Origin of the sequence: Fischerella sp. (assembly GCF_013388695.1) — a bacterium.
Classification (GTDB): domain Bacteria; phylum Cyanobacteriota; class Cyanobacteriia; order Cyanobacteriales; family Nostocaceae; genus PCC9605.
The window spans coordinates 51,654-62,537 of sequence record NZ_JACAEU010000055.1; the positions used below are offsets into that span (position 1 = coordinate 51,654).

11 protein-coding genes are annotated in these 10,884 nt (G+C 42.6%); 3 read left to right on the plus strand and 8 right to left on the minus strand.

Annotated features, from left to right (window positions below):
• Positions 1-216 precede the first annotated feature (216 nt).
• A complete protein-coding gene (locus tag HXY43_RS08080; RefSeq protein WP_290882013.1) occupies positions 217-1,008 on the minus strand; it encodes a Ycf66 family protein in 792 nt (263 codons plus the stop codon).
• Positions 1,009-1,356: 348 nt separating this feature from the next.
• Here HXY43_RS08080 and gndA point away from each other — a divergent pair, with 348 nt between their 5' ends.
• Positions 1,357-2,784: an NADP-dependent phosphogluconate dehydrogenase gene (gndA, locus tag HXY43_RS08085; RefSeq protein ID WP_290882015.1), complete on the plus strand. Its 1,428-nt coding sequence runs from the start codon at positions 1,357-1,359 to the stop codon at positions 2,782-2,784.
• A 213-nt stretch (positions 2,785-2,997) separates the two neighbouring features.
• On the opposite strand, the gene HXY43_RS08090 is transcribed toward gndA, so the two are convergent.
• On the minus strand, positions 2,998-4,185 hold the full coding sequence (locus HXY43_RS08090) for a serine/threonine-protein kinase (RefSeq protein ID WP_290882017.1): 1,188 nt from the start codon (positions 4,183-4,185) through the stop codon (positions 2,998-3,000).
• Positions 4,186-4,503: 318 nt separating this feature from the next.
• Here HXY43_RS08090 and HXY43_RS08095 point away from each other — a divergent pair, with 318 nt between their 5' ends.
• Positions 4,504-5,007: a YbjN domain-containing protein gene (locus HXY43_RS08095; RefSeq protein WP_290882019.1), complete on the plus strand. Its 504-nt coding sequence runs from the start codon at positions 4,504-4,506 to the stop codon at positions 5,005-5,007.
• A gap of 44 nt (positions 5,008-5,051) precedes the next feature.
• Complete coding sequence (locus tag HXY43_RS08100; RefSeq protein ID WP_290882021.1) at positions 5,052-5,786, plus strand: biotin/lipoate A/B protein ligase family protein; 735 nt, start codon at positions 5,052-5,054, stop codon at positions 5,784-5,786.
• Between the two features lie 11 nt (positions 5,787-5,797).
• Here the strand turns inward: HXY43_RS08100 and HXY43_RS08105 are convergent, their stop codons facing one another.
• The 6 genes from HXY43_RS08105 to psaK (HXY43_RS08130) all read right to left on the minus strand — a co-directional run bounded on the left by HXY43_RS08105 (position 5,798) and on the right by psaK (HXY43_RS08130) (position 10,693).
• Positions 5,798-7,141, minus strand: a complete 1,344-nt coding sequence (locus HXY43_RS08105) for a serine/threonine-protein kinase (protein ID WP_290882023.1) — start codon at positions 7,139-7,141, stop codon at positions 5,798-5,800.
• 583 nt (positions 7,142-7,724) lie between these two features.
• On the minus strand, positions 7,725-8,054 hold the full coding sequence (locus HXY43_RS08110) for a hypothetical protein (RefSeq protein WP_026736698.1): 330 nt from the start codon (positions 8,052-8,054) through the stop codon (positions 7,725-7,727).
• A gap of 202 nt (positions 8,055-8,256) precedes the next feature.
• Entirely contained in the window at positions 8,257-8,412 is a 156-nt protein-coding gene (locus tag HXY43_RS08115) for a hypothetical protein (protein WP_290882026.1), read from the minus strand.
• A gap of 69 nt (positions 8,413-8,481) precedes the next feature.
• Complete coding sequence (locus HXY43_RS08120) at positions 8,482-9,681, minus strand: site-2 protease family protein (RefSeq protein ID WP_290882029.1); 1,200 nt, start codon at positions 9,679-9,681, stop codon at positions 8,482-8,484.
• A 257-nt stretch (positions 9,682-9,938) separates the two neighbouring features.
• Entirely contained in the window at positions 9,939-10,214 is a 276-nt protein-coding gene (psaK, locus tag HXY43_RS08125) for a photosystem I reaction center subunit PsaK (protein ID WP_026736700.1), read from the minus strand.
• A gap of 227 nt (positions 10,215-10,441) precedes the next feature.
• Positions 10,442-10,693, minus strand: coding sequence for a photosystem I reaction center subunit PsaK (gene psaK / locus HXY43_RS08130; protein WP_035140818.1), 252 nt, complete (start codon positions 10,691-10,693; stop codon positions 10,442-10,444).
• Between the last annotated feature and the right edge of the window lie 191 nt (positions 10,694-10,884).

A 10,884-nucleotide genomic window follows, 5' to 3' on the forward strand; every position in this document is an offset into this window, starting at 1 on the left:
TAATTGCCCACTTTACGATACATGTCAGCATAAACAATCGATCGACAAAATTATGGCTGGCGATCGGGGAAATACTCGTGACTCAACTGACTAAAAGCGTCAAATATTTTGATGCAACTCAATTCAAGCATTCTTTACTACGAGACAGAAAGCCAAAAAGCCAATTTTATGAGCTTATTATCTTCTGCTTCCTGCTTTCTGCCTTTTCGTACTCATTTAACTAGTGCGATCGTTGTGCGGTCTTTGCTCAGTTTGCTCAGTTTGCTCAGTTTGCTCAGGCGGTGCTTCCGCTGGCGGAGCAAGTTCAGCATCAGGAGCAATTTCTTCCACAGGAATTTTTTCTATTTCTTCTGCTACTGCTTCTGCTTCAGCAGCAGCTTCTTTAGCAGCTTCTACCAATTCAGGTGATGGGGGATGGGGTGGAATTGCTTCTGGTACGCTCTCGGTTTTGGCTTCTGTGTCTGTAGTTGCAGGTGTCTCTGTGGGTTGTTCTGTAGTGGTGACTGCTTCTGGTAGTTGTTCAGTTGTAGAAGTACGATGATCGGCAATCTCAACAGCTGGTTTTTCTGAGGGTTGAGGGGTTGCAGGTGTCTTTTTGCTTGTAGTCTGTTGTACCCGGTCTTTCACACCAGAGAAGATACCACCAATACTATTTTGTATCTGGGCAAGCCGTTGTGGAAGCGATAACTTAGTAGCCTGCTCCTGAATAGCCGTTTGCACAGTTTCCGCACTGGGTACTGGGGTTTGTTGTACCTTTGGTGTGAGTTGACGACGCAATGAAAGTGTTTGCCAACCAAACCAACCCAAAAGCGCCACACTTGCCACATGGCCCAGCAGAAGACCCCCTGTAATGCGTGGTGCAAACACCCATAACATTAACGCATAGAACAGACCTACACCACTCCAGATAAAATCATTCTTGCGGTGGATTTCCGGAAAAAAGAAAGCTGCTAGATAAATCGCTATACTACCGAGGCCGACTGCCAACGCCAGGACATGTGCCAGCATTTTGTGGTTTCTCCTTACTATGTCATTGGACTATGGATTGTTGGTCATTGGTCATTGGTCATTGGTCATTGGTCATTGGTCATTAGTTACCAACTACTAACCACTAACCAATGTACAGACGTGCCATGGCACGTCTCTACAACCACTAACTACTAACTACTAACCACTAACTAATTTTGCAGATTTTGCCAAACATTGTTGATTTCAATACAAATTAAAATTAATTATCTGTGTAGATTGTGTATTTATACTCTATTCCCGAACTTTTAATGTCTTCTTTAGGGGAGAAGTGATGATCTCGAACTACCCTAAAGATAAAAGGATCTGGAAGAGTTAGCCAAAAACTTTATGACACTACAAAGCTTCGGTGTGATTGGGTTAGCCGTGATGGGGGAGAATATCGCTCTCAACGTTGAGCGTAATGGCTTCCCAATCGCAGTTTACAATCGCTCACGCGAAAAAACCGATAAATTCATGGCGGAGCGCGCTCAGGGTAGAAACGTCAAACCTGCTTTTACCTTGGAAGAGTTTGTCGCTTCTCTGGAACGTCCCAGAAGAATTTTAATTATGGTGCAAGCTGGTAAGCCTGTGGATGCAGTGATTGGCCAGCTCAAACCTCTGCTTGATGAAGGTGACATCATTATCGATGGTGGCAACTCTTGGTTTGAAGATACGGATCGACGCACGCAAGAATTAGAACCGGCTGGATTTCGGTATATTGGTATGGGCGTGAGTGGTGGTGAAGAAGGGGCGCTCAACGGCCCTTCTCTAATGCCAGGAGGTACTGAAAGCTCCTATCAGTATCTATCGCCAATTTTCAATAAAATTGCCGCTCAAGTCGATGATGGCCCTTGTGTGACTTATGTCGGCCCTGGTGGTTCTGGTCACTATGTGAAAATGGTACACAATGGCATTGAGTACGGCGATATGCAACTGATTGCTGAAGCCTACGATTTGCTGAAGAATGCCGCTGGACTAGATCACAAACAACTACACGAAGTTTTTGCGGAATGGAACACTACCGACGAACTCAATTCATTTTTGATTGAGATCACTGCCAATATTTTCCCCTACATTGACCCAGATACCAATTTACCTTTGGTTGAGTTGATTGTAGACTCAGCTGGGCAAAAGGGAACCGGACGCTGGACAGTGCAGACAGCGTTGGAGTTGGGAGTTTCTATACCGACAATCACCGCAGCAGTAAATGCCCGAATTATTTCTTCCTACAAGCAAGAACGGGTGGCTGCATCCAAGGTACTCACGGGCCCTTCTGGTAAGTATGATGGGCAAATTAAGGGCTTTGTCAACATGGTCAGGGATGCCCTTTATTGCTCAAAAATCTGTTCATACGCTCAAGGAATGGCACTGCTATCCAAAGCTTCACAGACATATAACTGGAATTTGAAGCTGAGTGAATTGGCGCGAATTTGGAAGGGTGGTTGCATCATTCGCGCTGGATTCTTGAACAAGATTAAGAATGCTTTTAATGAAGATCCAGCGCTGCCTAACCTATTGTTGGCTCCGGAATTTAAGCAAACGATTCTCGATCGCCAAGCAGCTTGGCGCGAAGTATTGGCAACTGCTGCCAAATTAGGTATTCCCGCACCAGCATTTAGTGCATCTCTAGATTACTTTGATAGCTATCGCCGCGATCGCTTGCCCCAAAACCTCACTCAAGCTCAACGCGATTATTTCGGTGCTCATACCTACGAACGCATCGATAAACCAGGTGTTTTCCATACCGAATGGGTTCCCATTACTGAGAAGTCGTAGTCAATTTTCGTCCAAATTTCGGTAATCGTTACGCTAAAGCAAGGGTACAGCTACACACACTAAGCCTGCATAGACACTCCGGCTTCCCAAAGGTAAACAGGCTTAGTAGGGTGCATCTCATCTCTTTACCATCAGCAAAATTGGGATGCTTCCGCTGAATTCGTATAGCCCTAGGCTTTAGCCTGTGGGCTGTTTTTCTTAATTAGTAATATTTCATGAATTCGGTAAATTCTTTTTACCAAGATATTTAGCTCTTAATTCTTCTAATTCTTCATCTATTTTGCTGTTACCAGAAGATTGGCTTGCTGCTGATTGATTTGATGGCTTCGCTTGGTTATTTTGGGGTTTACTACCAAGGAATGTAGTTTTAACTTCTTCTAAATCTTTCTCTATTGGGTTCTTAACAAAAGCAGAACCAGATGTAGGCGGTAATGTAGTAATAGGTTTAACTGATAATTTTGGGTTATTTGGTAGTGAAGATTTTTTGTTCAAGTCTCTAAGAACTTCATCTGTTGTTTGGTAACGCTGTGCGGGAATGCTTTGTAGCATTTTGTCCAGAATATTGCTTAACTCTTCGCTTACCGGACTTTTCACGTATTGTCGCCAAATCCAAGTATCGTTGTTGATATCGTACAAATCAAAAGGCGATCGCTCAGTCAATAAGCGCACACAAGTAGCACCCAGGCTATAAATATCACTAGCAAAAATTGCCTGTCCGCGCATTTGCTCAGGTGCAACATATTCTGGACTACCGATACTTGTACCAGTGCGGTTGAGGGCGGTGTGGGTTACAAATTTAGAAGCACCAAAGTCTACCAAAACTAGATCCCCCTCACGCGCTGTCATTCCTTCCCCCTTTTTTAAGGGGGGACTAAGGGGGGATCTGCGATGAATAATATTTTCTGGTTTAATATCACGGTGAATGACTTGTCTAGCATGACAAAATTGCAACACCGACAATAAATCATTCAGCAGTTGCCGAATCTGTAATTCATTAAAAGCACCTTTTTCTGCCAATTCCTCTGCCAGATTTTGCCCATCAATAAATTCTTGTACGAGATACTGCCTGTCATCCTGGGTAAAATATGCAAGCAGTTCGGGTATTTGTGGATGTTTGCCCAGTTCATCCAAGCGCATTGCTTCTTGGTTGAACAACTCCACCGCTTTTTGCACGGTGCTGGTGCCTTGGGCTTGGGGGTAAAATTGCTTAATCACGCAACACGGTTTAGAGGGTTTATCCTCATCCACAGCTAAAAAGGTTCTGCCAAAACCACCCTGTCCTATGGGTTTGGTGGCGCGGTAGCGTTCTTTGAGAAGTAACTTAGAACCACAAGTTAGGCAAAACTTTCCATCATTCGTATTTTGGGGCTTGGGACAGTTGGGATTAAGGCAATAGCTCATGTTGAGGACTGACAGATATCTGTCTCTATTGTGCCCTGCTCTAGCCAGATAATGATGTGTGAAGTTTTGTCAAAGGGTTGAGAGAGCGATCGCACCATGTTCCCAGTATTACTTTGTGGAAAATGCGATCGCTCCTATAAATTTTTGTCACCTCTCACAATATCCTGCAAGTGACTGATGAATATAAGCGTGAAATTTGGCAATTATTAGGCATTACTGACCATTAAGGATGTAACAATCTACCTTACCTTCCCCACCCTCTTTGCTGCCAAGGTATAAAGTAGGGGTGGGTTATTCACAATCTAGAGGAAAATCTGTATGGCAACTTACCAACCCGATCCAGAAACAGTCGCAACCGAATCTATCTCTACCGACGAACTAATCGATGAAATGGTGGCAAGTACTACAAGTATCAACCATGTAGAAGTAATCGAAAACGTTATTAACACTTTAGAACAAAATGATAGTGCGATGGTTAGCCATCCTTCAGAGGGTGGTTATCTCTGGAAATTTACCTACGGTACGGTGCAAGTATTTGTTCAACTCACGGGGACAACCGATGAAGATACCATCACAGTATGGTCTTCGGTGCTAAAGTTGCCTGCCAAAGATGAACCCAGACTGATGCGGAAATTATTAGAGATGAACTGCTCTAGCACCTTTGAGTCTCGTTTTGGCATTATTGAAAATCAGGTAGTTGTGATAGCGACACGCGCCCTAGCAGAATTGTCTGCTAGCGAAGTCTCACGCCTAATTACCGTTGTGGCAACGATCGCCGATAACAACGATGAAGCTTTACAATCAGAGTTTGGTGCCGCTTAAGCAATTTTAGATTAGATATTTTAGATGGGGTCTGCTGCATAGGAATGGATAGCAAGCAGATTTGGCGACTAATTCCTTTACTAGAAGCCACTGGTAACGTCCAGATGGCTGTTGATCGGTGGTTGTTAGAACAGCATCTGTCGGGACAACATCCCCCGACTTTGCGGTTCTATACTTGGTCGCCACCCGCTATTTCTCTAGGCTATCATCAAAAAAAATATCCAGAACATTGGCAGCATCTAACTTGGCAAGGTGAAAAAGTAGATTTGGTGAGGCGTCCTACGGGTGGGAGAGCAGTTTTGCACCAAGGCGATTTGACTTACGCTGTCGTGAACTCTGGACTCAATGGTAGTCGTGTTGAAGCATACCAAAAAATCTGCGAGTTTTTGATTCTAGGATGGAGTCAACTTGGCGTAGACTTACATTACGGTGCTGCTGGACGAGGTTATATCCACAATCCTGACTGTTTTGGTACTGCTACTGACGCAGATTTAGTGACGGTGGATGGTTATAAACTCATTGGTAGCGCTCAGTTGCGACGTAGTGGGGCAATTTTGCAACATGGTTCTATGCGTTTGCAACCAGATACAAAATTATTTACTGAGGTATTTGGTGCTGAGTCATTTACCAATGTGCAACTTCCTCAAAACCTAAGTATTGAACAGATGATCGCTGTTTTGATAGCTGCTGCTAGTGATTGTTTTGGTATAGAGTTAACTGTGCAACCACTTTCTGAAGATGAATGGAAAGCAATTTTGGCACTACCACCTTTGTTGTGAATCTGTGCTGATTAGAGTCCCAACCATTCTTTAATTTCCCGAACTAGCCATTCGCGTTCAACATCGCTGAGTTCAGGACTAAATGCACCAAACTTGTATTTTTCAGCGCCAGCTTCAATGCTTACTGCCATTAGTGGTCTGTTATTAACAGCAATTGATTCACTGCTGACATGAACGTGGTGAATAGCCGAAGTCTTGCCTTGCCGTTTTCGATAGCATTGACCAAATAATTCCCACTCCATAAAAAAGTTATTATGGTTAAAACGAATGTAGGCTTCCCCAAACGCAGGCAAAATCAACATGCTTAGCGGAAATAAACCAGCTATCCAATGCAGTAATAAAAAAGGATGGAAAGCACCTTTCGTAAACAAAATTAGAATGCCATACCAGAAACTCACAAAAAATAGTAAAAAAGTATCGGAAAATTGTATTCCTCGCGCTGGAATTTTTATCTCTAGCTTTCTGGCTGATTTCTTGAGTTGAATCCGGCTACCGTGGGGTTGGGAAACTAAAGCAGATGATTGAGAAGTAATGCGACTATTGAGAGTTTCTAAAGCTTGACTAGCTGTTTTGACGCGTTGGTCAACATCTGGTTCTGTAAGAGCTTCCAGCCAACGAATAAAATGGGGACTCAAGGTAGTGCGATCGCTAAATTGAATCCGCATATTTCGCTGTGGTAAATCGGCGGGTGCAGTACCTGTAACCAGATGAATTAAAGTCGCTCCTAAAGCATAAAGATCAGAAGCGGGAACTGCTCGACCACCAAATTGTTCCATTGGTGCATATCCATAAGTACCGACTACCGTAAATGTCGCTCCTTGCGCTGTGGCTCTGTCTTGCACTGCTCCAAAATCAACTAAATAAACTTGTTTATCTTCACCCAAAATTAAATTACTTGGTTTTATGTCGCGGTGGAGAACTGGTGGAATAATTGAGTGTAAATAAATTAATATTTCTAATACATCAGTGGTAATTCTTCGTACTTGTTCTTCAGAAAATTTCTGCCTTTGATTCAGCAAATCTTTTAAAGATGAACCAGGAATGAATTGTTGAACTAGAGCAAACCAAAGGATGCGATCGTCAATGGAAAAATAATCACGGTACTTGGGAATGCGGGGATGGTTAAGTTGCTTGAGTACATCGGCTTCCCGCTCAAACAGTTTGAGATCGTCCCACTGCACTTGATCGCCAAATGCTAGAAACTTGACTATCACTGCTTCTGCTGGCTGAGTTGCTAAATCCTCTGCTAGCCAGGTTTGACGACCCGCATTCTGTCCTAATTTTTGTTTGAGTTGGTAGTGAGACTCCTGCGGGGTCGCTACGCGAACACGCAATACTTGTCCAACCTCTAGCATGGGTAACTACTCCTGAAAAGGACTTGATACTAATGTAACTATTATCGATCTATGTAATAGTAAATACACTGATATCCAAAAGATAATATCTATAAAATATTCTAGCCAAATTTCAATTGGTCGCTAAATAAATTTGGCAACCATAACTAGCTACAAACACATCATTTTAAAATTCATTATATATATACAAACAAATGATTAAAAAGTTTACATTAATGTAAAAACTCTTATCTTAAAAAATCTCATACTTATTTATGATTAGTTATACTAATAGGTAATTTATTGCTGATACAAATATAAATCTTGCTAAAAAATCTTCTAGCATAGATATTTTGTTGGAGTGGAATTTTCAGAAAACACAAAATATCAATGATAGTTTTAGTCAATTTAAAATGATCGCGAACCTATAAACTATCGCTGTCAAGGTACAACCTTCAAACTCAAATTTACTTTGTGTCTTAATGCCTTGGTGGTTCAAAAATAAATTTTATTAACCACCAAGACACTAAGACACCAAGTAAAATCAGTAGAACTGTAGCGTGGTCGAAGTTGCAGCGTACGCTACTTTCCTCCCTAACGACATTTATCGTTCGGTCTCTACAATGACGACAACAATCTGATATTTCTTCAGCCGAGGGTTAGAATCCTCGGTTTCTTCGATCTCTTTCATCACCAATTTCCGATTAGAGACGCTAGCTATGTCGGTTACCTTTTGCGGGTTTATTTTTTTTAAAGCTCCATTTGGAATCTTTACAATTTGATGATTACCTAAGTCTACTCGTACCATTTCGACGCCAAGAGGAATAATACTTGGTTCAGTATCGACTACAGTACCTTCTTCTCCTTGGTATTGGTTCATGAAAGGAAAATCATCTACGACCACGCGATCGCCAGATTTAAACCTATCGCTCATAACTGGTAACACCTCCTGCCTTCAGTATGCTTAAGCCATCATTCAGTGTTATTTCCGATTTAAATTAGAAAAAAATTCACTCCCCTCTAATTTAAAGTTAAAAAAATTTTTTGAGGAACTTGTAAGGATTACGACCAATAACAACTCTACTTTACAGCTAGTGAGTTATCACACCCATGAAAAAGCATGGTATCAGCATTGACTAGAAGTTATGGAGGCGATCGCACCCCATAGCATTTAACTCTCTTGGAAATTTACAAGAATTGAAGAAATAGCGATCGCCTTGCTTCCAAGAGAACCAAAAAAACTGATTGCTTATCAGCAGGTGAGCAATCGCTCCTCGGAATTCACCATCCACCTTGAGACAGCATTGGGAAAAGTAGTTTAGTCAGCTGGTTGTGGGGAAATCGCTGACACGCTACTACGTTTATGAATTTATGGTTGACTTCGCGATCGCCTGTAGCTGCAACCCTTGCGGATAACTCCCTTCCTCTTTGATTCGTTTAATTTCCGCTTCTGTTATTCGCAAACCTAAATTTTGTGCGATCGCACGCACGATGTCCCCCCGGTCAATTACACCGGCGACAGCACCCGCAGGCGAAAGTACAGTAACACGGGATAGCTTTTCATTTTCCAACTTGTTAATTACTTCAGCGATATTGGTTGATTCCTCAACAGAGGGAATTTCTGTCAGGGGATGCACGATACTTTCTAGAGTCCTGGTTTCCCAGTCACTTCGTTCCACTGTTCGCAAGTCGTCAATAGAAACCATACCCCGGTAACGTCCATCTGACTCGGCAAAATAAACCTGTGAAGGGGTGGTTTCCAGTAAGTACAAATCGGCAAAGGAACGCAAGATCTGGTTGGCATCGACTATGCGAAAGTCGCGAGTCATGGCGTCACTTGCCTTTAGCTTCAGCAAGGTTTCTTGCAAAATGGTGACGCGGTCATAACTGGTAGCGTTGCGGATACCAAACCAACCTAATAGAGCAATCCATAAGCCAGTGACTAACTCACCTGTTAAGTAATCTACCAATAAGCCTAAGGCGATCGCACTATAACCTAAAATTTGCCCTGCTTTCGCCGCCCAGCGTACAGCTTGAAAGCGATCGCCTGTGGCTTTCCATAGTGCTGCTTTTAACACCTGTCCCCCATCGAGAGGCAAGCCAGGAATTAAGTTAAATAGCGCTAAAACTAAGTTAATTCGCGCCAAATCTCCAACCATTATCCGGAGCGGATTTGTATGAGGTAATACATTAGAACCGAGACGCAGCAGAAAAAACAGGGCGATGCTAACTGCTGGCCCGGCGATCGCTACTTGAAATGCTTTGCCGGGAGTCTTGGATTCTTCTTCAATAGCAGCAATACCACCAAACAGAAATAGAGTGATCGAGTTAACTTTAATGCCTTGCGATCGCGCCACCAAGCTATGACCCAATTCGTGTAACAACACTGAAGCAAACAGCAGTAACGCCATGACAATCCCAGCACTCCAAGCTAAGGCAGTTCCCAATTCCTGGTAAGCGACGCCAAAATTGAGGGTTGCCAGCCCTAAAATCACAAACCACAAGGGATCTAAAAACAGCGGAATTCCAAATAAAGACCCAATTCTCCAATTTGTTTGCATTCTTATTTCCTAAATTATGAGAGTAGTTAGTAGTTAGTAGTTAGTAGTTGTTTATTTCCCACTAACCACTAACCACTAACAGCCACCACGAAAAATACATCTATTTATTGATTTACCTAATTTCTAGAATAGACAATTAGAACCAGCCATTAAACCTCAAAAACAAAAGCAGCAGACAAAGTACTCCCAAATTCGCCAGGAAGAATCAAAAACCTGCTGCCTTGATGTATTGCTTGTAGTATGCTAAAAAATCAAATCTACAGAACGCCCAAGTTAGTCAATCCCAAAACGGCACCAACGCCGAGTATGTGACCGGCGGCCATCGCCGCAAGGAACGTGGCGACACTGGGATTGTTGAAGACTGAAGGGAAAGGCAAGGGCATCTTACGACCAACGTGAGGATACCAAACGACGCGGGGAATAATCAAAAGACACAACAGACAAGCGCCGGTTATATATAAAAATTCCGTCAAGCCCCATGTGGGAGTCCTGGGAACAGTGCTTTGGACTGCTAATAAGATTGATGAAATCATGATTCTTTCTCCTGCATGGATCAATAGATTTAGCTGTAGAAACACGAAAATTTATGTGAAACTTCGTGTCTCTACAGCCACGTCCATGCTCTATCCGATTAGGTGGCGCTATCTTCCTTCTCCAGGAAGGTTAACTTTTCTTTCCTTGGTTAAGGCGAAAATCGCCAGAGAAAGAACTTGAATCGTTTTTTTAAGTTTTGTAAACTTAGAGTGTTAATTTAACGACTCTAAATACGACCGATATTAGTCAGTCCCAAAACAATACCAATGCCGATTACATGACCGAAAGCCATCGCAGCGATGAATGCAGGAACACTCAAAGGAAGTGCGGGCATCTTGGGGCCAACTGTGGGCTTTTCAATCTTAAAAGTTAGCAGCACAGCAACTAAGCAGCTGATGCTGATAATCATCGCTACTTTGGGAGTCCACTCGGGTGTAGCGGGAACTGTGGCAGCTGCTGCGAGTAAAATTGATGAAATCAAGCTTTTGTCTCCTATAGAAAAAATTTGATGTAGACCACAAAAATTATAGAATTGCCAGCGAAAAAACTAATACCAATTTGAAAAAAGAATGCGACAGATGGTAAATCTAAGTATAGGTAGCATTCTGGGTGAGTGATGACAGGGGTAGTGCATATCGATATTCAAGAAAGTGTTGAAGAACTCGAAGG

What these genes read in the sequence shown, in the direction of transcription:
- HXY43_RS08095 (WP_290882019.1), top strand. Translation starts at nt 4,504, where the DNA reads ATGGCAACTTACCAACCCGATCCAGAAACAGTCGCAACCGAATCTATC.
- HXY43_RS08090 (WP_290882017.1), bottom strand. Translation starts at nt 4,185, where the DNA reads ATGAGCTATTGCCTTAATCCCAACTGTCCCAAGCCCCAAAATACGAAT.
- gndA (WP_290882015.1), top strand. Translation starts at nt 1,357, where the DNA reads ATGACACTACAAAGCTTCGGTGTGATTGGGTTAGCCGTGATGGGGGAG.
- HXY43_RS08105 (WP_290882023.1), bottom strand. Translation starts at nt 7,141, where the DNA reads ATGCTAGAGGTTGGACAAGTATTGCGTGTTCGCGTAGCGACCCCGCAG.
- HXY43_RS08100 (WP_290882021.1), top strand. Translation starts at nt 5,052, where the DNA reads ATGGATAGCAAGCAGATTTGGCGACTAATTCCTTTACTAGAAGCCACT.
- HXY43_RS08080 (WP_290882013.1), bottom strand. Translation starts at nt 1,008, where the DNA reads ATGCTGGCACATGTCCTGGCGTTGGCAGTCGGCCTCGGTAGTATAGCG.
- psaK (WP_026736700.1), bottom strand. Translation starts at nt 10,214, where the DNA reads ATGATTTCATCAATCTTATTAGCAGTCCAAAGCACTGTTCCCAGGACT.
- HXY43_RS08110 (WP_026736698.1), bottom strand. Translation starts at nt 8,054, where the DNA reads ATGAGCGATAGGTTTAAATCTGGCGATCGCGTGGTCGTAGATGATTTT.
- HXY43_RS08120 (WP_290882029.1), bottom strand. Translation starts at nt 9,681, where the DNA reads ATGCAAACAAATTGGAGAATTGGGTCTTTATTTGGAATTCCGCTGTTT.